Origin of the sequence: Enterobacter sp. AN-K1, assembly GCF_020971765.1 — a bacterium.
Classification (GTDB): Bacteria; Pseudomonadota; Gammaproteobacteria; order Enterobacterales; family Enterobacteriaceae; genus Enterobacter; species Enterobacter hormaechei_C.
The window spans coordinates 4,120,606-4,145,316 of sequence record NZ_CP087390.1; the positions used below are offsets into that span (position 1 = coordinate 4,120,606).

The following is a 24,711-nucleotide window of genomic DNA, read 5'->3' on the forward strand; positions in this document are numbered from 1 at the left end:
TAACTTAGAATAGATACAGGAGAGCACACATGGCTCGCGTAAAACGTGGTGTAATTGCACGTGCACGTCACAAGAAAATTTTGAAACAAGCTAAAGGCTACTACGGTGCGCGTTCACGCGTATACCGCGTTGCCTTCCAGGCTGTTATCAAAGCAGGTCAGTACGCTTACCGTGACCGTCGTCAGCGTAAGCGTCAGTTCCGTCAACTGTGGATTGCGCGTATCAACGCAGCAGCACGTCAGAACGGTATTTCTTACAGCAAATTCATCAACGGCCTGAAAAAAGCCTCTGTTGAAATCGACCGTAAGATCCTGGCTGACATCGCAGTATTCGACAAAGTAGCGTTCACCGCTCTGGTCGAAAAAGCGAAAGCAGCACTGGCATAAGCCAGTTGAGAGAGGGGGCTTTGCCTCCTCTTTTCATTTAACACCATCAGAAGATTGACATTTATCCGTGCAGGCTTTTCAATAAGGTCTTAACGGTTTTTACCCTACAAGGTAACGCAAGCATGAATGCTGCTATTTTCCGCTTCTTCTTTTACTTTAGCACCTGACTTCAGGAGGCTAGCGCGTGAAAGATGAAACGAAAAACAGCGCCAGATAAGCCTCCCGATGGAGGCTTTTTTTGTGCCTGAAGTTAAGAGAATACGTCCAACAATTCGGTGTCTGCACCGACATAATGAGGAAAACCATGTCACATCTCGCAGAGCTGGTTGCCAGTGCAACGGCCGCCATTAACCAGGCCTCAGATGTTGCCGCGTTAGACAATGTCCGCGTCGAATATCTGGGCAAGAAAGGGCATTTGACCCTTCAGATGACTACCCTGCGTGAACTGCCAGCAGAGGAGCGCCCGGCAGCCGGTGCAGTGATTAACGAAGCCAAAGAGCAGGTACAGCAGGCGCTGAACGCGCGTAAAGCCGAGCTGGAAAGCGCAGTACTGAATGCGCGTCTGGCGGCAGAAACGATTGACGTTTCTCTGCCGGGTCGTCGTATTGAAAACGGCGGTCTGCATCCGGTGACTCGTACTATCGATCGTATTGAAAGTTTCTTCGGTGAGCTCGGCTTTACCGTGGCGACTGGCCCGGAAATTGAAGATGACTACCACAACTTCGATGCCCTGAACATTCCTGGCCATCATCCGGCACGTGCTGACCACGACACTTTCTGGTTTGACGCTACCCGTCTGCTGCGTACTCAGACTTCCGGCGTTCAGATCCGTACTATGAAGGAGCAGGAGCCGCCAATCCGCATCATCGCGCCGGGTCGCGTATACCGTAACGACTACGATCAGACCCACACCCCAATGTTCCACCAGATGGAAGGTCTGATTGTTGATAAAAACATCAGCTTTACCAACCTGAAAGGCACGCTGCACGATTTCCTGAACAACTTCTTTGAGGAAGATTTGCAGGTTCGCTTCCGCCCGTCCTACTTCCCGTTCACCGAACCGTCTGCGGAAGTTGACGTGATGGGTAAAAACGGCAAATGGCTGGAAGTGCTGGGCTGCGGCATGGTGCATCCAAACGTGCTGCGCAACGTGGGTATCGATCCGGAAGTGTATTCCGGCTTTGCGTTCGGTATGGGTATGGAGCGTCTGACCATGCTGCGCTACGGCGTAACCGACTTACGTGCGTTCTTCGAAAACGATCTGCGTTTCCTCAAACAGTTTAAATAAGGGCAGGACAGAACAATGAAATTCAGTGAACTGTGGTTACGCGAATGGGTGAACACCACGCTGGACAGCGACGCGCTTTCCAACCAGATCACCATGGCGGGTCTGGAAGTTGACGGTGTAGAGCCGGTTTCTGGCGCCTTCACCGGCGTGGTCGTGGGTGAAGTGGTTGAGTGCGGTCAGCACCCTAACGCTGACAAACTGCGCGTAACAAAAGTCAATGTGGGCGGTGACCGTCTGCTGGATATCGTCTGCGGTGCGCCAAACTGCCGTCAGGGCCTGAAAGTGGCCGTGGCGACCGTCGGTGCGGTGCTGCCGGGCGATTTCAAAATCAAAGCGGCTAAGCTGCGCGGTGAGCCGTCTGAAGGCATGCTGTGCTCCTTCTCCGAACTGGGTATTTCCGACGATCACTCTGGCATTATTGAATTGCCGCAGGATGCGCCAGTTGGTACTGATATCCGCGAATACCTGAAGCTTGATGACAACACCATCGAAATCAGCGTAACGCCAAACCGTGCTGACTGTTTAGGCATCATCGGTGTGGCCCGCGACGTGGCCGTGCTGAACCAGACTGAACTGAACGTGCCGGAGATCGCTCCGGTTGAGGCAACCATCAGTGACGTGCTGCCGATACAGGTAGACGCGCCTGAGGCCTGCCCACGCTACCTCGGTCGTGTGGTGAAAGGTATTAACGTTAAAGCGCCAACCCCGCTGTGGATGAAAGAGAAACTGCGTCGCTGCGGTATCCGTTCTATCGATGCAGTCGTCGACGTCACCAACTATGTTCTGCTGGAGCTGGGCCAGCCAATGCACGCCTTTGATAAAGATCGTATCGAAGGTGGGATCGTCGTGCGCATGGCGAAAGAGGGAGAAACCCTGGTTCTGCTGGACGGCAGCGAAGCGAAACTGAACGCTGACACCCTGGTGATTGCCGATCACAACAAAGCGCTGGCGATGGGCGGGATCTTCGGCGGCGAGCACTCTGGCGTTAACGACGAGACGCAAAACGTCCTGCTGGAATGCGCGTTCTTCAGCCCGCTCTCCATCACCGGCCGCGCACGCCGTCACGGTCTGCACACTGATGCTTCTCACCGCTACGAGCGTGGCGTGGATCCTGCGCTGCAATACAAAGCGATGGAGCGTGCGACTCGCCTGCTGATCGACATCTGCGGCGGCGAAGCGGGTCCGGTTATCGATGTGACCAACGAAGCGACGCTGCCGAAGCGTGCGACCATTACCCTGCGCCGCAGCAAACTGGATCGTCTGATTGGTCACCACGTTGCCGATGCGCAGGTGACCGACATTCTGACGCGTCTGGGCTGCGAAGTTACTGAGGGTCAGGACGAGTGGAAAGCCGTTGCGCCGTCCTGGCGTTTTGACATGGAGATCGAGGAAGATCTGGTGGAAGAAGTGGCCCGCGTTTACGGCTACAACAACATCCCTGACGAGCCGGTGCAGGCGGGTCTGGTGATGGGCAGCCATCGCGAGGCCGATCTGTCTCTGAAGCGTGTGAAAACCATGCTGAACGACAAAGGCTACCAGGAAGTGATCACCTACAGCTTCGTTGATCCTAAGCTGCAACAGCTGATCCACCCGGGTCAGGAAGCGCTGATCCTGCCAAGCCCGATTTCCAGCGAGATGTCAGCGATGCGTCTGTCCCTGTGGACGGGGCTGCTGGGTACTATCGTTTATAACCAGAACCGTCAGCAAAACCGCGTGCGTATTTTCGAAAGCGGTTTGCGCTTTGTACCGGATACTCAGGCGAATTTAGGCATCCGTCAGGATCTCATGCTGGCCGGCGCCATCAGCGGTAACCGCTTTGAAGAGCACTGGGACCTGGCAAAAGGGACGGTTGATTTCTACGATATGAAGGGCGATCTGGAAGCGATTCTCGATCTGACCGGTAAATTATCCGAAATTGAATTCCGCGCAGAAGCGATTCCAGCCCTGCATCCGGGTCAGAGTGCGGCGATCTATTTAGACGGCAAACGTGTTGGTTTCATTGGGGTTGTTCACCCGGAACTGGAACGTAAGCTGGATCTGAATGGCCGTACCATCGTATTCGAACTGGAGTGGAACCCGGTTGCAGACCGCGTCATTCCTCAGGCGCAGGACGTCTCCCGCTTCCCGGCAAACCGCCGTGATATCGCGGTTGTGGTCGCTGAAAATGTGCCCGCAGCAGATATTTTGGCCGAATGTAAGAAAGTTGGCGTAAATCAGGTAGTTGGCGTAAACTTATTTGACGTGTACCGCGGCAAGGGCGTAGCAGAAGGTTTCAAGAGCCTCGCTATTAGCCTTATCCTTCAGGATACCAGCCGTACACTCGAAGAAGAGGAGATTGCCGCTACCGTCGCCAAATGTGTAGAGGCATTAAAAGAGCGATTCCAGGCATCATTGAGGGATTGAACCTATGGCGCTTACAAAAGCTGAAATGTCAGAATATCTGTTTGATAAGCTTGGGCTTAGCAAACGGGATGCCAAAGAGCTGGTAGAGCTGTTTTTCGAAGAGATCCGTCGTGCTCTGGAAAATGGTGAGCAGGTTAAACTCTCCGGTTTTGGCAATTTTGATTTGCGAGACAAAAACCAACGTCCGGGCCGTAACCCGAAGACGGGGGAAGATATTCCCATTACAGCCCGCCGCGTGGTGACCTTCAGACCCGGACAGAAGTTAAAAAGCCGTGTCGAAAACGCAACGCCCAAAGCAGAGTAATATGAACTAACTAAAAAGGCCGCTCACGCGGCCTTTTTTCTTTGCGCTATTTGCTAAACCCGCCGTAAAATCAATGATATCTCAACCGGATAACCTATCGTCTATGCTTGATCTTGCCCGCCGCCAGCACCGCTCCGATCTTCGCCGCCTGTGTCTGCTCGGGGTGCTGTTGATTGTCGCCACCACCGTCAGCCTGTGTGCGGGCGATCGGTGGCTGGGGCCGGAAAGCTGGTTTACGCCTGAAGGACAACTCTTTGTCTGGCAGATCCGCCTGCCGCGGACGCTGGCTGTCCTTTTAGTCGGCGCTGCGCTGGCGCTGTGCGGCACGATCATGCAGGCATTATTTGAAAACCCTCTGGCGGAACCCGGGCTTCTCGGGGTGTCAAATGGCGCAGGCGTCGGGCTTATCGCCGCCGTGATGCTGGGGGGAGGCGAGCTCTCCGGCTGGGGGATTAGCCTCAGCGCCATCCTTGGCGCGCTGTTGATAACCCTTATCCTTCTGCGCTTTGCCCGCCGCCACTTATCCACCAGTCGGCTGCTGCTTGCGGGGGTAGCGTTGGGGATCATCTGTAGTGCGCTGATGACCTGGGCCGTCTACTTTTCTACCTCCTTCGATCTGCGCCAGTTAATGTACTGGATGATGGGGGGATTTGGGGGTGTTGACTGGCGTCAGGGGTGGCTGATGGTGCTCCTGATCCCGGTCATCCTGTGGACGGCGTTCCAGGCGCAGCCTCTTAATATTCTCGCGCTGGGCGAAACGTCTGCTCGCCAGCTCGGGATGCCGATTGGATTCTGGCGCAACGTGCTGGTTATCGCCATTGGCTGGATGGTAGGCGTAAGCGTGGCGCTGGCGGGGGCGATTGGCTTTATTGGGCTGGTGATCCCGCATATGCTGCGCCTGTGCGGCATTACGGACCACCGAACCCTGCTCCCGGCCTCGGCGGTTGCCGGGGCGGCAACGCTGCTGGTTGCCGATATCATCGCCCGGCTCGCCCTGACGGCCGCTGAGTTGCCCATAGGCGTGGTGACCGCAACGCTGGGCGCACCGGTCTTTATCTGGCTACTATTAAAAGCTGGACGTTAAAACACAACCTGTAAGTCAACCTGAGGGAATGCTATGCAGTCTGATATTCTGAATACCGAAGTGACGACCATTGACGGCGAGAAAACCACGCTGGAAGGCTACAAGGGCAAGGTGCTGCTCATCGTGAACGTGGCGTCGAAATGTGGCCTTACGCCGCAGTATGAACTGCTGGAAAACATTCATAAAGCCTGGGAAAAAGACGGCTTTACCGTACTCGGCTTCCCGTGCAACCAGTTCCTGGGCCAGGAGCCGGGCAGCGAAGAGGAGATTAAGACCTTTTGCAGCACAACCTATGGCGTGACGTTCCCGATGTTCAGCAAAATTGATGTGAACGGGGAAAATCGTCATCCGCTGTATGCCAAACTGGTGGCCGCGGCGCCGACCGCCGTTGCGCCTGAAGAGAGTGGTTTCTATGAGCGTATGGCAAGTAAAGGCCGCGCGCCGCTCTATCCGGATGATATTCTGTGGAACTTCGAAAAATTCCTGATTGGCCGTGACGGTCAGGTCGTGCAGCGTTTTTCGCCTGACATGACGCCTGAAGATCCTATCGTGATGGAATCAATTAAGCTGGCGCTGGCGAAATAATGACGCTGCTGATGCAGCTCACGGACGTTGCCGGCAAGGGGCGTCTTGAGCCTGTTACCGCCGAAGTCAACGCAGGTGAAATCCTTCACCTGGTTGGGCCAAACGGCGCCGGAAAAAGCACGCTACTGGCGTGCATGGCGGGGCTGACCACCGGGGAAGGAAAGATTACCTTTCTCGGGCAATCGCTCGTCGACTGGCTACCCGCTACACTTGCCTCCCGTCGAAGCTATCTGGTTCAGCAGCAGGTTCCGCCCTTTGCGATGCCCGTCTGGCACTACCTGACGCTGCATCTGCCTGACAAAAATCAGGTGGGATTGCTCAACGAGGTTGCTGCGGCACTCGGGTTAGACGACAAGCTTACCCGGCAGGCAAATCAGCTTTCCGGCGGCGAGTGGCAGCGCGTGCGTCTGGCGGCCGTTATCCTTCAGATCCATCCGGCGGGAAATCCTCACGGGCGGTTGCTGCTGCTGGACGAGCCGATGAGTGGGCTGGACGTTGCCCAACAGGCAGCGCTGGATACCCTGCTCAGCGCGCTGTGTCGCAAGGGGATTGCCATTGTGATGAGCAGCCATGATTTAAACCATACGTTGCGCCACGCGCATCGGGTGTGGTTGCTGGCGCGTGGCAAGCTGATTGCCAGCGGAACGCGCGACAGCGTGCTGACGGCCGCCAATCTTGCGAGCGCTTACCACATGTCGTTCCGGAGGCTGGATATTGAAGGCCACAAGATGCTCATTTCCACGGCGCAGGAATAACCTTTCTTGCACAGCTGCATAGATGCACGCTAAATTACCGAAAGAACAAAAAAAGCAGAGGATTCGTCTGAAATGCGATTCTGGTTTCTCCTTGTTGCGGCGCTCTTTCTTGCAGGATGCAGCAGCCATCGTGCACCTCCGCCCAACCCACGGCTTTCCGATTCCATTACGGTCATTGCCAGCCTGAACGATCAGCTCAGCAACTGGCGCGGCACACCTTATCGCTACGGCGGCATGAGCCGGGGCGGGGTGGATTGCTCGGGATTTGTGCTGATGACCTTCCGCGATAAATTTGACCTCCAGCTTCCGCGTGAAACGCGTATGCAGGCGAAAATCGGCACTGAAATTGATAAAGACGAGCTCCTGCCCGGCGATCTGGTCTTTTTTAAAACGGGCTCCGGTGAAAGCGGCCTTCATGTCGGCATCTATGATACCGATAATCAGTTCATTCATGCCTCGACCAGCCGTGGCGTGATGCGCTCCTCTCTGGATAATGTTTACTGGCGTAAAAACTTCTGGCAGGCCAGACGTATTTAACCGCTGCATAAAAATGCAGTGCGGAGGGCCTGGCGGTGAAAATAGACGTCAGGCTTTTCTTGCGGGTTGATTAAAGTTAAATTTTTGCCCAATTATTTATGTCCGCATGTGCCTGTTTTATCTAAAACTGGCTATTATTCAATAACCAGGATAAAATTAATTTAGATTCAGGGAAAAATCTGAAAATTAATACGGAAAGAATGAAATTAATCTTATTAAAATCAAGACAGTGGAATTGTGCCTGCAATTGCTCCAGGATGTTCTCTCTCATCTTTAATGCAGGACAAGCGCGATGATTATTACGCTAGATAATGCTTACCAGTCTGAACTTTTACTCCTTCCGGCGCGTGATAGTGCAGGTTTGCTTAAAGGTTTAGAGATTTTGGTTAACTTTACTGGCGTGGGTGCGGACGTACGGATCCCGACTGAACTGGTTATCCCACATCTTTCTCAGGAAGATGAATTAGCGCTGTTTCAGGAGAAACTGCAATTACTCGATACCTGTAAGCTATTTTTTATTCAGCATCAGTTAATTGCATGGATCAATATTACACCTGCAATTGTTGAGTTTTTATTAACTAATGAGAACGCTGTTTCAATCCTCGAGCGTTATCCGTTTCTTGAGTTTACTGTTAATGAGAACTATCCAGGTTTAAATAACGGGAAAGACGATACCTGTCTGGCAAGAATGGCGATCCATTTCCCCTTAGTACTGGCTAACTTTGGTGCAGGGGCATCTTCCCTTAAACCGGTTTATGATGGTCTGTTCAAACGGGTGATTCTGGATAAAAACTTTATCCAGCAGCGCGCGTCGGCACTCTCGTTTGAGCCTTTTATGCGCGCCATTCTCTGGCAGATCGCGCCGCATTGTCAGTCGGTCATGGTCTCGGGAATTGACGATCACGGCATCTTAGAACGCGTGCTGCCCTTCAATTTCGGTGCAATGCAGGGAAGCCTGTGGCCTGCCGTCCCGGCAGAGCGGGTCACGACTCTCGTTCAGCAATAACCCCTTTCTTCGCCCGTGTTTACGTCCAGGGAAACCCTCTACACTTAAAGCAGGAGGACTTATGACCCTGTCTTTTACTGCTCACTGGCACGATGAATTACCCGGCTTTTACACCGCGCTTAAGCCAACGCCATTACAGAACGCGCGTCTTATCTGGCATAACGATGCATTAGCGGATTCGCTTGGCATCCCTTCGACGCTTTTTCAGCCAGAAAAAGGCGCCGGCGTCTGGGGCGGCGAAACGCTGCTCCCGGGCATGAAGCCGCTGGCTCAGGTCTACAGCGGACATCAGTTTGGCGTCTGGGCGGGACAGCTCGGCGATGGCCGCGGCATCCTGCTGGGTGAACAACTTCTGCCGAATGGCGAAACGCTCGACTGGCACCTGAAAGGGGCAGGGCTAACCCCGTACTCACGCATGGGGGATGGCCGCGCGGTGCTGCGTTCAACCATCCGTGAAGGTCTGGCTTCCGAGGCGATGCATGCCCTGGGGATCCCTACCTCACGCGCGCTTTCCATTGTCACCAGCGACACGCCGGTGGCCCGTGAAACGATGGAGCAGGGAGCGATGCTGGTCCGCGTTGCGGAAAGCCATCTGCGTTTCGGTCATTTTGAACACTTCTACTATCGCCGCGAGCCGGATAAGGTCCGCCAGCTTGCCGATTACGCCCTTCGCCGTCACTGGCCGCACCTGCAAAACGAGCCGGACCGCTATGTTCTCTGGTTCCGGGATATTGTCGCGCGCACTGCCGCAATGATTGCCCGCTGGCAGGCCGTCGGCTTTGCCCACGGGGTGATGAATACCGACAACATGTCCCTGTTAGGGCTGACGTTTGACTACGGTCCGTACGGCTTCCTTGATGACTATCAGCCGGGTTACATCTGTAACCATTCGGACTATCAGGGGCGTTACCGTTTCGACAACCAGCCTGCGGTGGGGCTGTGGAACCTTCAGCGGCTTGCGCAAAGCCTGTCGCCGTTTATCGACGTCGATGCCCTGAACGATGCGCTGGACAGCTATCAGGAGATCCTGCTGCGAGAATATGGTGTGTTAATGCGCAACAAGCTGGGGCTGATGACGCAGGAAAAAGGCGATAACGCGCTATTGAATGGGCTATTTGCCATCATGGTGCGTGAAGGCAGCGACTATACCCGAACCTTCCGTATGCTGAGCCAGACCGCGCAGCAGAGCGCCGCGTCACCGCTGCGCGACGAGTTCATCGATCGTCAGGCGTTTGATGACTGGTTTGCCGTTTACCGGACGCGTTTACAGCAGGAACAGATTGATGACGATACCCGCCAGACGCGGATGAAGGCGGTTAACCCGGCGATGGTGTTGCGCAACTGGCTGGCGCAGCGGGCCATTGAGCAGGCAGAGCAGGGGGATTATACCGAGCTGCATCGGCTGCATATCGCCCTGCGCACGCCGTTTGCCGACCGGGAGGATGACTATGTCAGCCGCCCGCCGGACTGGGGCAAGCGGCTGGAAGTGAGCTGCTCAAGCTAAGGGGCGAGAAAAACCTGCGGTGCGGCGTGCGCCGGATGTCTGCCGACGTGCACCTGCGCACCGTACCAGTGTGCCAGCGCGTCGGCCTGCAAAACCGTCTCCGGTATGCCCTGAGAAACAATCCTGCCGTTGTGTAACAGCAGGATCCGGTCCGACCATAATGCGGCAAGATTGAGATCGTGCAGCACCACGCAGGCGTGAAGATGGCCCTGACGGGTCAGCGATTTCAACAGGCGCAGCAGATGCTGCTGGTGGTAGAGATCCAGCGCTGAAGTGGGTTCGTCGAGAAACAGCCAGCCGCGCGGCGTTCCGTCACGCCACAGCTGCGCCAGCGCGCGGGCGAGCTGGACGCGCTGCTGCTCGCCGCCGGAGAGGGCATGATAACGCCTGCCGGCCAGCGGCAGGCAACCGGTCAGCTGCAACACCTCACGCACAATCGACGGTTCCGGGTGACGCGTCCAGGGCGCACGCCCCATGCCAACGATCTCCTCCACCTGCCAGTCAAATCCAGGCTGAGACTGCTGGCGCATCACTGCCCGATAGCGGGACAGCGTCTGCGGATGCCATTCATCCAGCGCTTTTCCCGCCAGCGAACAGCCGCCGCTGTCGGGTTTCAGGTAGCCGGTCAGCAGCCGCAGCAGCGTGGATTTCCCCGCGCCGTTGGGGCCGATCAATGTAACCAGCTCTCCCTGCGACAGTGACAGCGAAACGTTATCTGTCAGCGTGCGGCCAGATCGGATAAAAGTAAGATTTTCAGCCGTATAACGTTCAGCCATGCTGTTCTCCACGACGAAAAATGAGCCATAAGAACCAGGGTGCACCAAGGATACTGGTGAGCAGGCCGACCGGCATTTCTGCCGGAGCGACCAGGGTGCGCGCGACCGTATCCGCCACCAGCAGCAGTAATGCGCCCGCGAGTACCGTGCCGGGGAGGGTTGCCCGGTGATCGGCGCCCAGCCACATGCGCATCAGGTGCGGCACCACGAGTCCGACAAAGCCAATCACGCCGCTGACGGCGACAGCCGCAGCGACCAGCAGGGCGCTGCATAACAGTAATATTCGCTGTACAAGGGCAACGTCCACGCCAAGGTAATGCGCTTCCTCCTCACCCAGTTGCAGTAAATTTAATGCGCTGGCACAACGCCAGATCGCCAGAACGGCAGGCACCATCAGCGAGGTCACGGCGAGCAGCGTTGACCACTGTGCCTGACCAAGACTTCCCATTCCCCAGAGTGAAAGCTGACGCAGCTGGGCGTCATTGCTGACCCACGAAAGCACACCCACTGCCGCACCGCACAGGGCATTGATGGCGATACCCACCAGCAACAGACGTGACAGAGAGGGGTCACGCTGCTTGCTGAGCAGGAAGATCACGCCAGTGGCTGCCAGCGCCCCAAGAAATGCCGCCAGCATAGGGGCGTAAAGCATCACCAGCGCAGGCAGCGAGAGCGGGAGCACCACCCACAGGGCGACGGCCAGCGCCGCACCGCTGCTGATCCCGAGCAGGCCCGGGTCGGCCAGTGGATTGCGGAACAGCCCCTGCATGACGCAGCCGGCGAGCGCCAGCGATCCGCCAATCACCAGCGCCAGCAGTACGCGGGGCAGACGGATGGTAAGCCAGATCTGGCGTAGTGTCTCATCGCTGCCGCTCCACAGCACGTTCACCGGCAGGCGTAACGCCCCAAAACCGGTGGCCATGAACGTCATGACGGTAAGCAACCCCGCCAGAAGCCATAACGATAACGTGATGCGCCGGGACATCAGGGCAGTTGCTCCGCTCTGGCACGCAGCTGTTGTATGGCTTTCGGCGTGCGGACGCTGAAGCCCAGCAGGGCCATATCATCAATAGCCAGCATCTGCTTGCTTCGTCCCGCTGGCGTTTGCGCCAGGCCGGGCAGTTTCCACAGATTTTCTTCGCCGCCCAGCGCGTTAAGACCGTCCTGCGAAATCACCACCAGATCCGGCTGGCTGGCCATCACCCCCTCCTGGGAAAGCGGCTGATAGCGGGTAAAGCCCTGCATGGCGTTCTGCAACCCGGCGGCGCGTATTGCCGCATCCGCGCCGGTCTGTTGCCCGGCCGCCATTGCGGTCATTCCGCCGTGGCTGAGGATAAACAGCACCCGCTTGTTGAGCGGTGTTGAGGGCAGTGCCGCCAGCGCCTGACGCAGCGAGTTGCGCAGGGTTTCCCCTTGCGCCTCATGATGCGTCGCCTGAGCTATCACCTGTACTTTTTCGTCAATCGCGCGCAGGTCAGGCGTGCCGGGAACGGTAACCACCCGGACGTGGCTCTGTTCAACCTGTTTCAGCGCCAGAGAGGGCTGCGCCTGGTCGCTTGCCAGCACCAGCGTCGGGCGTACGGACAAAATTCCCTCCGCATTCAGCTGGCGAAGATACCCCACGTCAGGCAGCGCATTTGTCGCCTGCGGCCACTGGCTGGTACTGTCGCGCGCAACCAGAGAAGACTCCGCGCCGAGGGCGTAGACGATCTCCGTCACGTCGCCGCCGAGGGCGACAATTCTCTCCGGCGCGGCGACGGCGACCAGCGGCAGGGCGCAGAGCAGGGCGAACCAGTTTTTCATGCGGCCAGCCCTTCTGGCGTCAGGGCGTCAATCTGGCGGCGCCACTGGCTCTGCTCAGGCTCGCCTTCGGTACGCTGCCCGTAGAGCTGGGCGATCTGAGTGCCGTCCGCAGCAAACAGCTCCAGGCTGGTAACGTGTCCGTCCGCCGTAGGCTTGCGCGTTACCCACGTCTCGGCGATAGTCTCCTCCAGCAGATGCAGGGTAAAGGTTGGGTTGAAGATGTTCAGCCAGCCCTTCATGGGCGTCAGTTTTTCCACCACACCGGTGAAGATCTGCACGCAGCCGCGGTTGCCGACGAAGATCATGATTTCGTTTCCGTCCTGTCGCGCCGTCTCCAGCAGCTGTGCCAGCGCGCTGTTATCCACCTTACAGGCCAGATCGTCACTCACCAGACGAAACGCCTGCTGGCGGCTCAGGTTATGGCGCTTCAGTAAGCTAAAGAACTGATGCACATCGGTCATGGCGCGCCACTCTTTCTCCACCGAGCCTGCATCAGCACCGTCGGAATGCGCAGGGGCATCGACAGCCTTCAGTGCCAGAGTGGGGTTATCGGCAATGATAAAACGGGTCAGCACGTCGCCCCAGGCGGCAACGTCGGTGTGATCCGTGGTGTAGACCTTCAGTAAAGCGTCGCCCTGATGATCGAAGAACTGAATGCTCTGACGTTCGCCGCGGGAGGTCGTTTCACTTATGTGAAACGCGCTCGCCCACTGGTTGAGGAACAAACGCAGATCCAGCGCGCGCGGATTCAGCACCAGTCCGGCGTGGCCGCCGAGGTGCTGGTTAGTAAACGCCCCGACCTGTTCGTGAACGGCGTATTCGTTACGGCAGATGCATTTGGTTTCCCCCACCGACTCCAGCGCTGCCAGAATCTCACGGATTTCACCGCGCAGCCGCCAGGCGTCGTGTCCAACGCGCGCAAATGCCAGCTCTGCTTCGCTGATGTGCATTAATCCGGCGATATCACGGGCGTACTTACCCGGATGTTCTTCTTTAAGCTCAAGCCAGCGTGTGTAGTGACCCATAATCTTATCCTTCTGAATCGTTGCCCCGAAGGGAATTACCATTGATAACTGACGAAGATCTTGCCGTTGCGGCCATCCTGCGGGATGCCTTGTGGTGACCAGTAGGCTTTGTCGAAGGCGTTCCCCAGCACGAGGGTGGTGGTGATGCCTTTGAACTGCTGCTGGCCTTTATAGCTGACGTAGAAATCATTCACTGCGTAGCCAGGCTGCTCGCTGTAGCTGCTGCTGATGTGCGTTGAACGTTCGACGAAGGTGCCGATCCAGCCCACGGAGAAGCCGCTTTGCGCCACGGGGATATCCAGCTTGCTGGTGACGGTGTCCGGGTTGATGCTGGAGATGTATTCGCCCGTGTCGGTATCTTTCCCGCGTGTGCGGTTGTAGGCCACGTCCAGGTTGAACAGACTGGTCGCGTAAGTCGCCATCATGTCCCAGCCCCAGATTTTAGCATTTGGTACGTTATAGGACATGGTGGTGGCCGCCGCAAAATCGACGGTAGTGGAGATGTAATCTTTCGCTTTGGTGTCGAAGTAGCTGGCTTTGAACTCCAGCGCGTCGTTGGCGAGCAGCAGATCGTCAAAACGTAGCCCAAAACCGAACTCCTGGGTTTCGTTAGTTTCCGGACGCAGGTTCGGGTTCGGCACCCAGTAGTTGGTGTAGAAGCTGCCGATAGAGAAGTGCTTCGAGTCGTTATACATCTCGCCCATCGTTGGCGCACGGAAGGCCTGGGCGTAAGAGCCGAACAGCATCAGCCAGTCGGCTGGACTCACGGTTAACCCGGCGCGTGATGACCACTTATCCGCATCCACGTCGTCGTAACCGTCGCTGCTGCCGCGGTAGTTGTCGTAACGCGTCCCGCCGAGAAGCGTTACCGGCAGGTCGCGCAGAGTGATCTCATCCTGCAACCAGCCGGAGCTGAAGTCGATTTTCGCGTCCGGGAAGCCGGTGGTCGCGCCGCCAGGGTGTTGCTCCTGACGATAGTATTCCCCGCCGTAGGTCAGCAGGTGCGAGGCGAAGGAGTCGCTGAACAGGCGGGTGCGGTTTTCCACTTTGCCGCCTTTGGTAGTCTGCTTACGGAACTCGCCGCTGGCGTCGATGTTCTGGGCGTTGATCCGCGCTTCGGACCAGTAAATTTTCGCATCGGCGTTCAGCCAGTCGTTTCCGGCTGGCGCAATGCGGTAGCCAAGCTGGGCATCGCGCTGAATGGTGGAACGATCGGTCATCGGGTTACTGCTGCTGGCATCCGTGGTCTGCGGATTTTTCGGCTCCTGCGCGTCGTTGTTGTAGTAGCGCAGGGAGCCACTCAGCGTCTGCGCCGGATCGATTTTCCAGCTGCCTTTCGCCAGCATATTGTTGATGGATTCGTCGTTTGGCGCCCTCGCGCCGTCACTCTGGCGAATGTCGCCGCGATCGCGGCTGGACCAGGAGACCAGACCGTCCAGGGTATCGGTGCGGCCATAGGCGCTGGCACCCATCCCGATGCTATGATCGCCCGTTGCACCGGTAGCAAATACGCGATAGCCGCTGTTTTTACCTGCATCCAGCAGATCGCTGGCGTCGACGGTGTCATACGAAATTACGCCGCCCAGCGCGCCGCTGCCGTACAGCAAGGCGGAAGGACCACGTACTACTTCAATACGTTTGATCAGCGCCGGATCGAGGAACGTGCTGTTCAGGTGTCCGGTATCAGTGCCCTGGCGCACGCCATCCACCAGTATCAGCACGCCACGGCGGTCATAGCCCCGGAGGTTAACGTCCTGACCGTTGGTGCGCCCGGTGCCGTCCAGCATCAGACCGGGCACCTTGCGCAGCAGGTCGGCGGCGGAGCTGGCGGTCTGGTTTTCCGGCGCGGTGGCGTCAATCACGCTCACCATCATGGGGGCTTCAAAGGCGCTGCGGGCATTGCCGGTGGCGGTGACGGTGATCTCGTCTGCGGCGGCAAACGTAACGCCCGGCAGGGTGCTGACAATCGCCAGCGCCAGAAGAGACGGGCGTAAAGACGCGGATTGCAGGTGTGGCATAGCAACTCTCCATAAGAATTGAAAAGCGCTGGCTGCCTGGGGATCACCTGGGTGGCTGGCGAATGTGTTGTCTGGTTTATTTAGTCAGGATCAGTTTTCCGGCATTGGTCTGGCGCAGCAGGTAGTGCTGGCCGTCATGCTCGATAATGACCCGTCCCTCCTCACCCAACAGGCTTTTGCTGTCGATTCGGCGATCGGTGGGAGCAGGGGACGGTGCTGTGTGTGTTTTTGTTGGCGTTGCCGCGCTGTTATCGGTAGGTGACATAATGTTTATAAATAACAATCAATGTAACAATGATAATCATTATCAATAAACTGCAAATTCACGGCAAGCGTTTTTGTGAAAATTGTGTGACGGGATCAAATTTGGGGGAGAGGTGCGGTCTGATGCCCTCACCCCGACCCTCTCCCACGGGGAGAGGGAGAAGGGCACGTACCGTAGGCCGGGTAAGCGCAGCGTCACCCGGCAGGATTTTAAAAGCGTGTGTCCACGGCTGAAGCCAGCATCTCCAGCAGCAGCTCGCTGTCTTCCCAGCTCAGGCACGGGTCGGTGATCGACTGGCCGTAGACCATTTGCTGTCCGGCGACGATCTTCTGCGTGCCTTCTTTGATAAAACTCTCCGCCATAATTCCTGCAATGGCGGTCGAGCCGCTGCGGATCTGCTGGCAAACTTCCTCGCAGACGTCCAGCTGGCGGCGGTGCTGTTTCTGACAGTTGCCGTGGCTGAAATCCACCACCAGATGCTCCGGCAGGTCAAATTCCGCCAGCGTTTCGCAGGCGGCGGCAATATCTTCTGCATGGTAATTCGGTTTTTTACCGCCACGCATAATGATATGTCCGAACGGGTTGCCGCTGGTCTGGTAGATGGTCATCTGGCCGTTTTTATCCGGGGAGAGGAACATATGGCTGGCGCGTGACGCGCGGATGGCATCTACGGCAATTCGGGTATTGCCGTCCGTTCCGTTTTTGAAGCCCACCGGGCAGGAGAGCGCCGACGCCATTTCACGGTGGATCTGGCTTTCGGTGGTACGTGCGCCAATCGCGCCCCAGCTAATGAGGTCGGCAATAAACTGTCCGGTCACCATATCCAGAAATTCGGTGGCAGTTGGCACGCCCAGCTCGTTAACCTGTAACAGCAGCTTGCGCGCCAGCGTAATACCGTGATTCACCCGGTAGCTACCGTTCAGATCGGGATCGGAAATCAATCCTTTCCAGCCCACGACGGTACGGGGCTTTTCAAAGTAGGTACGCATCACGATCTCCAGGCGATCCTGATACGTGCCGCGCAGCGTCTGAAGGCGTTGTGCATAATCCATTGCCGCGTCGAGGTCGTGGATGGAGCAGGGGCCAATCACCACCAGAAGACGTTTGTCTTCACCATTGAGAATTTTTTCGATGCGGCGACGGGAGGCCGTCACATGGTCCGCCACCTCGGCGGAAACGGGATGCAGCCGGGCCAGTTCAGCCGGTGTGACCAGGCTATCAATGCGCGCGGTGCGCAGTTCGTCGGTTTTGTTCATGGAATGTCTCAGAAATTTTTTGCTTCATCGGCAGACTACCGGGAAGTGATGGCCATCACCTTAAACCAATCCCTGCTGATTTCAAGTTCGGGGCACGTCGCCCCGAGGATGGCATGATAATAACTGAAACTGGATTAATGTACTAGCATATTAGTACATGCGGCGATTCAGCCCCATGATATCGAGGATCTTGGTGGCAATTTCTTCTACTGAATAGTTGGTACTGTTCAGCCAGGGAATTTGATTTTTCCGGTATAGCGCTTCGACTTCGGAGACTTCCATTCGGCACTGGCGCATCGAGGCGTAGCGGCTGTTCTCGCGACGTTCTTCGCGGATCGCTGCCAGTCGTTCCGGGTTGATGGTCAGCCCAAACAGCTTATGCTGGAGCGGCTTGAGCGCGGCGGGCAGCACCAGGTTATCCATATCATCGGCAATAAAGGGGTAGTTGGCGGCGCGAATGCCAAACTGCATGGCCAGGTAAAGGCTGGTGGGGGTTTTACCGCAGCGCGACACGCCGAGCAAAATCACCTGCGCCTGGTCGAGATTGCGCAGGGAGATCCCGTCGTCGTGCGCCAGGGTGTAGTCAATGGCGGCAATACGCGCATCGTATTTGGTCAGGTTACCGGGGTTCAGCCCGTGGGTACGGTGGGCGATCGGCGTCGGGTCGAGCTTCAGCTCGCTTTGCAAGGGAGCAACCAGCGCCTGCACGATGTCCTGACAGAAGCCCTCGCTTTGCAAAATGATGTTGCGGATCTCAGGGATCACAATGGAATAGAACACCAGCGGACGAACGCCGGTCTGCTGGTAAATGGCGTCGATCTGGTCCTTGACCGCTTTGGCCCGGCTCTCATTTTCCACGAACGGCAACGTGATGCTGTTTATCGATACCGGAAACTGCGACATCACCGCGTGTCCCAGCACCTCGGCGGTTATCGCCGTCCCATCAGAAATATAAAAAACGTGGCGATCGACAGCATTATCCATTTTATCCACCCTGAATAGCGTACGTAATTGCCTGAAAGCATAAATTAAAAAAGTTAATTTCACAGCAAAGAACTTATCTGAATTTAAAATGAAATGGTGTTTTTGATTTTCCTGAAAAGTGGATTTCATTTTTCGAATAGCGGCTTTATTTCTATGGTTTTTGCCGGAATCTATAGGAATCATCGGGTTAGCGAGTGCCGGGAAACTGTCCGAAAAGTTGAAAATTTAAATTGCTTACACGATTCACCGTTTTTTTAGCGGAAATAAATATGCCAGTATAAATACGTAGTCAGGTGTTTCTTACTCCGATCAAATATCACAAAAGGATTGTTTCGATGTCCAACAATGGCTCGTCACCGCTGGTGCTTTGGTATAACCAACTCGGCATGAATGATGTAGACAGAGTTGGGGGCAAAAATGCCTCCCTGGGTGAAATGATTACAAATCTGTCCGGTATGGGTGTCTCCGTACCTAACGGGTTTGCCACAACCGCCGATGCGTTTAACCTGTTTTTAGACCAGAGCGGTGTAAACCAGCGCATTTACGACCTGCTGGATAAAACGGATATTGATGATGTCACCGAGCTTGCCAAAGCCGGCGCGCAAATCCGCCAGTGGATTATCGACACACCTTTCCAGCCGGAACTGGAAAAAGCCATTCACGACGCGTACAACCAGCTCTCCGCTGACGACGCGCAGGCCTCCTTTGCCGTGCGCTCTTCCGCCACCGCGGAAGATATGCCGGACGCCTCTTTCGCCGGTCAGCAGGAAACGTTCCTGAACGTTCAGGGCTATGACGCGGTGCTGGTGGCGGTGAAGCACGTCTTCGCCTCCCTCTTCAACGACCGCGCCATCTCCTATCGCGTCCATCAGGGCTATGACCACCGCGGCGTCGCGCTCTCCGCAGGCGTACAGCGCATGGTGCGTTCCGACGTAGGCTCTTCCGGCGTGATGTTCTCTATCGACACTGAATCCGGCTTCGACCAGGTGGTGTTTATCACCTCCGCGTGGGGTCTGGGCGAAATGGTGGTGCAGGGGGCGGTAAACCCTGACGAATTCTACGTGCACAAGCCTACGCTGGCGGCTAACCGTCCGGCAGTGGTACGTCGCACCATGGGCTCGAAAAAAATTCGCATGATCTATGCTCCGACGCAAGAGCATGGCAAGCAGGTCACCATTGAAGATGTGCCGCAGGAGCAGCGGGATCGCTTCTCACTGACCGACGCCGAAGTGGAAGAGCTGGCGAAGCAGGCGGTGCAGATTGAAAAACACTATGGCCGTCCAATGGACATCGAGTGGGCGAAAGACGGACACACCGGCAAGCTGTTTATCGTGCAGGCGCGTCCGGAAACCGTACGTTCACGCGGTCAGGTCATGGAGCGCTACACCCTGCACGCGCAGGGCAAAATTGTCGCGGAAGGCCGCGCAATTGGTCACCGCATCGGTGCCGGTCCGGTGAAAGTGATCCACGACATCAGCGAGATGAACCGCATTCAGCCTGGCGACGTGCTGGTGACCGATATGACCGACCCGGACTGGGAACCGATCATGAAAAAAGCGGCTGCCATCGTCACCAACCGCGGCGGCCGTACCTGTCACGCGGCTATTATCGCCCGTGAGCTGGGGATCCCGGCGGTAGTCGGCTGCGGTGATGCCACCGAGCGCATGAAGGACGACCAGAAGGTGACGGTCTCCTGTGCCGAAGGCGATACCGGCTACGTGTATGCCGATATCCTCGACTTCAGCGTGAAAAGTTCCAGCGTGGATACCATGCCGGACCTGCCGCTGAAGATCATGATGAACGTCGGCAACCCGGACCGCGCGTTTGACTTCGCCTGCCTGCCGAACGAAGGCGTGGGCCTGGCGCGTCTGGAATTTATTATTAACCGTATGATCGGGGTGCATCCGCGTGCGCTGCTGGAGTTCGACGACCAGGACGCAAAACTGCAAAACGAAATCCGCGAGATGATGAAGGGTTACGACTCGCCGAGAGAGTTCTATGTGGGTCGTCTGACGGAAGGGATCGCCACGCTCGGCGCGGCCTTCTACCCGAAACGCGTGATCGTGCGTCTGTCGGACTTTAAGTCCAACGAATACGCCAACCTGGTGGGCGGTGAACGCTACGAGCCGGAAGAAGAGAACCCGATGCTGGGCTTCCGCGGCGCCGGACGCTACGTGTCGGAAAGCTTCCGCGACTGCTTCGCGCTGGAGTGCGAGGCGGTAAAACGCGTGCGCAATGACATGGGGCTGACCAACGTGGAGATCATGATCCCGTTCGTGCGTACCGTGGACCAGGCGAAAGCGGTGGTGGACGAGCTGGCGCGTCAGGGGCTGAAGCGCGGCGAGAACGGGCTGAAGATCATCATGATGTGCGAAATCCCGTCCAACGCCCTGCTGGCCGAGCAGTTCCTGGAGCACTTCGACGGCTTCTCCATTGGCTCGAATGACATGACGCAGCTGGCGCTCGGCCTGGACCGCGACTCCGGCGTCGTCTCTGAGCTGTTCGATGAGCGTAACGAGGCGGTGAAAGCGCTGCTCTCCATGGCCATCCGCGCGGCGAAGAAACAGGGTAAATATGTCGGGATTTGCGGCCAGGGTCCTTCTGACCATGAAGACTTTGCGGCCTGGCTGATGGATGAGGGGATTGATAGCCTCTCCCTTAACCCGGACACCGTGGTGCAGACCTGGCTGAGCCTGGCAGAGCTGAACAAGTAAAACCTGCACAACCTGAAAAAGGCGAGGATATCTGTCCTCGCCTTTTTTATTTTCCTGCGAATATGCTCACCATCACAAATAAAGCAAAAAACCAAATATCATAATTTATCTGTTAATTTAGACAATTGTTAGCGGGCAGGGCGTTGCTAATACTTGAGCCTTACCGCGTACATCCGTCGGGATGATGCGCGACTGGTTGAAATACGTTTTAACCTGATAAAAAGGCAAATAACAATGACAATCTCCTCTGTATTACGTACCAAAGATAAAATAGGTTATGGCCTCGGCGATATGGCCAGCGCGCTGGTCTGGCAAACGGCAACGTTATTTCTCGCTTATTTCTATACGGACGTATTCGGTTTGCCTGCGGCCATTATGGGCACCATGTTTTTAGTGGTGCGCGTGGTCGATGCGTTTGTCGACCCGTGCATTGGCGCGCTGGTGGACCGCACTCAGACCCGCCACGGTCGTTTTCGTCCCTGGCTGCTCTGGTTTGCCATTCCGTTTGGCGTGAGCTGCCTGATTACCTTCTACGTACCCGATGCCGGGGCGACGGCAAAAATTGTCTATGCCTGCGTAACCTATGCCATCCTGAGTCTGATCTATTCCGCGATTAACGTCCCTTACTGTGCCATGCCTGGCGCGCTGACGCTCGACCCGCGCGAACGCCACTCGCTGCAATCCTGGCGCTTTGGCCTGTCGTTTATCGGCGGGTTGATTGTAACCGTCATCGCGCTGCCGCTGGTCTCATTATTAGGACAGGGGAATGTGCAAAAAGGCTATTTCTATGCCATGAGCCTGATGGGGCTGCTGGGTATTGTTTTATTCTTCTGCTGCTTCTTTATGACCCGGGAGCGTTACTCGCCGCGCAATGACACCTCCGGCTCGATGCTGACGGATTTAAAACTGCTGGCCGCCAATAGCCAGTGGCGAATTGTTTTTCTGTTTAATATTTTACTGTTAACCGCCGTCGTGACGCGTGGCTCTGCGACCATGTATTACGTTAACTATGTTCTGTTACGTCCGGAACTGGTTTTTGCCTTTATTGTTTCCGGCATGGTGGCCTCCTTAAGTGGCGCATTATTATCTGAACGTCTGCTGGGGAAATTTGACCGGGTGCGTGCCTATCAGTGGACCATTATTTCTTTCGTTATTTTTGGCGCGCTGATTTTCTTCATTCCGCCTTCGCAGGTGTGGCTGATATTCGGTCTGAATATTGTGTTTAGTTTTATTCAGAACCTGACCACGCCGCTGCAATGGACCATGTTCTCCGATGTGGTGGACTACGAAGAACACCGTAGCGGCCGCCGCCTTGACGGGCTGGTCTTTTCTACCGCCCTGTTTGCCATCAAATTTGGGCTGGCGCTGGGCGGGGCGGTGGTCGGTTGGGTGCTTGGCATGGTGGATTACGCGCCGGGTCAGGCAAACCAGGCGCCTCACGTTCTCGCAACCATCAATGCCCTGTTCACCCTGATCCCCTGCGCGCTGTTCCTCTGCATGGTGGCGCTCCTTGCCATCTACAAACTTAACAGCCGACTGGTGGACAGCATCGCCCGCGAGCTGGCCAGCAAACGCGATAGTCGAAACGATACGGGGCAGCTCAGCCCGGCAACCCAATCCGCACTACAGGAGTAAACCATGACTGCGATCTACAAGGACGCGGGACGTTCCGTACACGAGCGTGTCGCTGATTTACTGGCGCGTATGACGCCGCAAGAGAAATTTGCCCAGATGCACGCGTACTGGCTGATCCTCGATGAACACGGCAACCACCGCGAGCGCAGCGATCTGAGCGATGAATTCGCCGGCGTGAGTGAACAGGCGTCCCTCAGCGAAAGGCTGAAGCTGGGCGTCGGGCAGATCACCCGCCCGCTCGGCACGCACATTGTTGATGCAAAAACCGGCGTGCGTGCCGCCAACCGCCTGCAACGCATGATGATGGAGGAGACCCGGCTCGGCATTCCGGCGCTGTTTCATGAGGAGTGTCTGGTGGGGCTGCTGTGCAAAGATGCAACGCTGTTCCCGTCGTCGCTGAACTACGGTTCTACCTGGGACCCGGCGCTGGTGCAGCGCGCGGCGGAGCAGATTGGCAAAGAGGCCCGGTCTGTCGGGTGCCAGCACGGGCTGGCCCCGGTGCTGGATGTCTCGCGCGATGTGCGCTGGGGACGGACGGAAGAGACCTTTGGGGAAGATCCGTGGCTGGTAGGGGTGATGGCGACGGCGTACGTGAAGGGGTTGCAGGGCGATAAGCGCGATCTGCTGGCGACCCTGAAACATTACGTCGGCCACTCCTTCAGCGAAGGGGCGCGCAATCATGCGCCGGTCCATCTCGGTTTCAGCGAGCTTAACGATACCTTCCTGCTGCCGTTTGAGATGGCGGTAAAGCTGGCCAACGCCGGTTCGGTGATGCCAGCCTATCACGACATTGATAATCAGCCAGGGCACAGCGACCATTTTCTGCTCACCACCGTGCTGCGTGAACAGTGGGGCTTCGACGGCATTATCGTGGCGGATTACGGCGGCGTCAGCCTGCTGCACCAGCACCACGGGATTTCTCACGATCCAGCACAATCGGCGGCGCTGGCGTTTAACGCCGGGCTGGACGTGGAACTGCCGAAGGATGACTGCGCGCGTCATCTGGCTGAAGCGGTAGAGCGTGGGCTCATCTCAATGGCGAAAGTGGATGAGATTGTGGCGCGCGTGCTAAGTGAAAAATTCCGTCTCGGGCTGTTTGAAAAACCGTACGCCGACGAAGACGGTATCGATTTGCAGAATGAGGCGACCCGGCAGGTGGCGCGCGAGGTGGCAACAAAATCGATCACGCTGCTGGAAAATAACGGCATTTTGCCCCTCGGCGGAAAACCCCGTGTAGCGGTAGTGGGGCCGACGGCGGACGATCCACTGGCGTTACTGAGCGGCTACAGCTTCCCGGTTCACCTGATTATCAGCGATATGGTTGAAGAGACCTCGCAGGTGACTACCCCGCGCGCGGCGCTGGAACAGTACCTTGGCGCATCACAGATACGTTACGCCAAAGGGTGTCTCATTATCGAAAAACGGATGGCGGGCGCGCCGGTGTTCCCGGGCGACAGCGGCGGTAAGCCGATGCAGCAATCGCCGGTTTCACAACGCACGGATTTGATCCCCGACGCCGTGAGCGCGGCAAAAGAGAGTGACATGGTGGTGGCCTGCGTGGGCGACCTCGCCGGGCTATTCCAGAGCGGCACCGTGGGGGAAGGTTCGGATACCGATTCGCTGGATCTGCCGGGCGTGCAGCAACAGCTGCTGGAGGCGCTGGTGGCAACCGGTAAGCCAGTGATTGTCGTCATGACGGGTGGGCGTCCTTATAACCTTCAGGGGCTGGAAGAGAAGGTGGCCGCGCTGATGATGGCCTGGGCGCCGGGGCAGGAAGGGGGCTGGGCGATTGCCGATGTCTTAACCGGCCGCGCGGAGCCGCAGGGCAGGCTGGTAGTGAGCGTGCCGAAAAACGCCGGGGCGATGCCGTACTACTATAACCACAAGCTGAAAAGCGGCGGCACGCCGTTTGCGTTCCATTTCGGCGCACTTTACCCGTTCGGTTACGGTCTCGGCTGGACGCAGTTTCGCTGGGGCGCGGCCCGCCTGACGGAAAGCCGCGTCCCGATCGACGGAGAGGTGGCGTTAAGCGTCGATATCACCAACACCGGCGAGCGCAGCGGCAGCGAAGTGGTACAGGTGTACGTACGCGATAAGGTCGCTACGCAGGTGCGTCCGCTTCAGGAGCTGAAAGCGTTCCAGCGCGTTACGCTTTTACCGGGAGAAACCGCCACGCTGACCTTTACCCTGCCGGTGGAGATGTTTAATTTCACCCGCCGGGACGGGAAGCGGATTGTCGAGCCAGGGGAATTTGAGCTACAGGTTGGCGCGTCCTCGGCGGATATACGCGAGGTGGTGAACGTGCTGGTAACCGGGGAGACGCGGGAGCTGGCGGGGGAATGGCGTATGCTCAGCCGCTGTGACATTACACGGGCGTAAAAAG

Annotated in this window: 22 protein-coding genes and 1 other annotated feature; of the genes, 14 read left to right on the forward strand and 8 right to left on the reverse strand. The window is 57.0% G+C overall.

Annotation, left to right across the window (positions count from 1 at the left end):
* The first annotated feature begins 29 nt into the window (after positions 1 to 29).
* The 11 genes from rplT (at position 30) to selO (ending at position 9,852) form a co-directional block, all read left to right on the forward strand.
* Complete coding sequence (gene rplT, locus LOC22_RS19575; protein WP_000124850.1) at positions 30 to 386, forward strand: 50S ribosomal protein L20; 357 nt, start codon at positions 30 to 32, stop codon at positions 384 to 386.
* Between the two features lie 117 nt (positions 387 to 503).
* Positions 504 to 628, forward strand: a sequence feature (Phe leader region).
* Entirely contained in the window at positions 509 to 553 is a 45-nt protein-coding gene (gene pheM, locus LOC22_RS19580) for a pheST operon leader peptide PheM (protein WP_001386830.1), read from the forward strand. It overlaps the preceding feature by 45 nt.
* Before the next feature lie 62 nt (positions 629 to 690).
* Positions 691 to 1,674: a phenylalanine--tRNA ligase subunit alpha gene (pheS, locus tag LOC22_RS19585; protein ID WP_003857809.1), complete on the forward strand. Its 984-nt coding sequence runs from the start codon at positions 691 to 693 to the stop codon at positions 1,672 to 1,674.
* A 15-nt stretch (positions 1,675 to 1,689) separates the two neighbouring features.
* Complete coding sequence (gene pheT, locus LOC22_RS19590) at positions 1,690 to 4,077, forward strand: phenylalanine--tRNA ligase subunit beta (RefSeq protein ID WP_015570734.1); 2,388 nt, start codon at positions 1,690 to 1,692, stop codon at positions 4,075 to 4,077.
* 4 nt (positions 4,078 to 4,081) lie between these two features.
* Positions 4,082 to 4,381 carry an integration host factor subunit alpha gene (gene ihfA / locus LOC22_RS19595; RefSeq protein ID WP_003857805.1) on the forward strand — a complete coding sequence of 100 codons (300 nt, stop codon included), beginning with the start codon at positions 4,082 to 4,084 and terminating at the stop codon, positions 4,379 to 4,381.
* Positions 4,382 to 4,484: 103 nt separating this feature from the next.
* Positions 4,485 to 5,465, forward strand: a complete 981-nt coding sequence (btuC, locus tag LOC22_RS19600) for a vitamin B12 ABC transporter permease BtuC (RefSeq protein ID WP_017693588.1) — start codon at positions 4,485 to 4,487, stop codon at positions 5,463 to 5,465.
* Positions 5,466 to 5,498: 33 nt separating this feature from the next.
* Complete coding sequence (locus LOC22_RS19605) at positions 5,499 to 6,050, forward strand: glutathione peroxidase (protein ID WP_015570732.1); 552 nt, start codon at positions 5,499 to 5,501, stop codon at positions 6,048 to 6,050.
* Positions 6,050 to 6,805: a vitamin B12 ABC transporter ATP-binding protein BtuD gene (btuD, locus tag LOC22_RS19610; RefSeq protein ID WP_015570731.1), complete on the forward strand. Its 756-nt coding sequence runs from the start codon at positions 6,050 to 6,052 to the stop codon at positions 6,803 to 6,805. The genes LOC22_RS19605 and btuD overlap by 1 nt, the downstream gene beginning before the upstream one ends.
* A gap of 72 nt (positions 6,806 to 6,877) precedes the next feature.
* Complete coding sequence (locus LOC22_RS19615) at positions 6,878 to 7,342, forward strand: NlpC/P60 family protein (RefSeq protein ID WP_015570730.1); 465 nt, start codon at positions 6,878 to 6,880, stop codon at positions 7,340 to 7,342.
* Between the two features lie 292 nt (positions 7,343 to 7,634).
* Positions 7,635 to 8,348: an EAL domain-containing protein gene (locus tag LOC22_RS19620; protein ID WP_045349033.1), complete on the forward strand. Its 714-nt coding sequence runs from the start codon at positions 7,635 to 7,637 to the stop codon at positions 8,346 to 8,348.
* Between the two features lie 61 nt (positions 8,349 to 8,409).
* Complete coding sequence (selO, locus tag LOC22_RS19625) at positions 8,410 to 9,852, forward strand: protein adenylyltransferase SelO (RefSeq protein WP_039270979.1); 1,443 nt, start codon at positions 8,410 to 8,412, stop codon at positions 9,850 to 9,852.
* On the opposite strand, the gene LOC22_RS19630 is transcribed toward selO, so the two are convergent.
* The 8 genes from LOC22_RS19630 to ppsR all read right to left on the reverse strand — a co-directional run bounded on the left by LOC22_RS19630 (position 9,849) and on the right by ppsR (position 17,979).
* Positions 9,849 to 10,628, reverse strand: coding sequence for a heme ABC transporter ATP-binding protein (locus tag LOC22_RS19630; RefSeq protein ID WP_193041962.1), 780 nt, complete (start codon positions 10,626 to 10,628; stop codon positions 9,849 to 9,851). The genes selO and LOC22_RS19630 overlap by 4 nt on opposite strands.
* On the reverse strand, positions 10,621 to 11,613 hold the full coding sequence (locus LOC22_RS19635) for a FecCD family ABC transporter permease (RefSeq protein WP_017384648.1): 993 nt from the start codon (positions 11,611 to 11,613) through the stop codon (positions 10,621 to 10,623). The genes LOC22_RS19630 and LOC22_RS19635 overlap by 8 nt, the downstream gene beginning before the upstream one ends.
* Positions 11,613 to 12,431 carry a heme/hemin ABC transporter substrate-binding protein gene (locus LOC22_RS19640; protein ID WP_230239141.1) on the reverse strand — a complete coding sequence of 273 codons (819 nt, stop codon included), beginning with the start codon at positions 12,429 to 12,431 and terminating at the stop codon, positions 11,613 to 11,615. Before LOC22_RS19640 ends, LOC22_RS19635 begins: the two co-directional genes overlap by 1 nt.
* The gene (chuS, locus tag LOC22_RS19645; RefSeq protein WP_023296351.1) at positions 12,428 to 13,456 is read right to left on the reverse strand and encodes a hematinate-forming heme oxygenase ChuS; all 1,029 of its coding nucleotides are present in this window, start codon (positions 13,454 to 13,456) and stop codon (positions 12,428 to 12,430) included. Before chuS ends, LOC22_RS19640 begins: the two co-directional genes overlap by 4 nt.
* 35 nt (positions 13,457 to 13,491) lie before the next feature.
* Positions 13,492 to 15,474 (reverse strand): TonB-dependent hemoglobin/transferrin/lactoferrin family receptor, encoded by a 1,983-nt coding sequence (locus LOC22_RS19650; RefSeq protein WP_023303529.1) that lies wholly within the window; start codon positions 15,472 to 15,474, stop codon positions 13,492 to 13,494.
* A gap of 76 nt (positions 15,475 to 15,550) precedes the next feature.
* Entirely contained in the window at positions 15,551 to 15,739 is a 189-nt protein-coding gene (gene hemP, locus LOC22_RS19655; protein WP_015570723.1) for a hemin uptake protein HemP, read from the reverse strand.
* A 209-nt stretch (positions 15,740 to 15,948) separates the two neighbouring features.
* Positions 15,949 to 16,995: a 3-deoxy-7-phosphoheptulonate synthase AroH gene (gene aroH / locus LOC22_RS19660; RefSeq protein ID WP_032670070.1), complete on the reverse strand. Its 1,047-nt coding sequence runs from the start codon at positions 16,993 to 16,995 to the stop codon at positions 15,949 to 15,951.
* A 150-nt stretch (positions 16,996 to 17,145) separates the two neighbouring features.
* Positions 17,146 to 17,979, reverse strand: a complete 834-nt coding sequence (gene ppsR / locus LOC22_RS19665; protein WP_017384644.1) for a posphoenolpyruvate synthetase regulatory kinase/phosphorylase PpsR — start codon at positions 17,977 to 17,979, stop codon at positions 17,146 to 17,148.
* Positions 17,980 to 18,314: 335 nt separating this feature from the next.
* Between ppsR and ppsA the strand changes: the two genes are divergently transcribed.
* The 3 genes from ppsA to LOC22_RS19680 all read left to right on the forward strand — a co-directional run bounded on the left by ppsA (position 18,315) and on the right by LOC22_RS19680 (position 24,707).
* Positions 18,315 to 20,693, forward strand: a complete 2,379-nt coding sequence (gene ppsA / locus LOC22_RS19670; protein WP_017384643.1) for a phosphoenolpyruvate synthase — start codon at positions 18,315 to 18,317, stop codon at positions 20,691 to 20,693.
* A gap of 234 nt (positions 20,694 to 20,927) precedes the next feature.
* Positions 20,928 to 22,328 carry an MFS transporter gene (locus LOC22_RS19675; protein WP_032648070.1) on the forward strand — a complete coding sequence of 467 codons (1,401 nt, stop codon included), beginning with the start codon at positions 20,928 to 20,930 and terminating at the stop codon, positions 22,326 to 22,328.
* A gap of 3 nt (positions 22,329 to 22,331) precedes the next feature.
* On the forward strand, positions 22,332 to 24,707 hold the full coding sequence (locus tag LOC22_RS19680; RefSeq protein WP_230239142.1) for a glycoside hydrolase family 3 N-terminal domain-containing protein: 2,376 nt from the start codon (positions 22,332 to 22,334) through the stop codon (positions 24,705 to 24,707).
* The last annotated feature ends 4 nt before the right edge of the window (positions 24,708 to 24,711 follow it).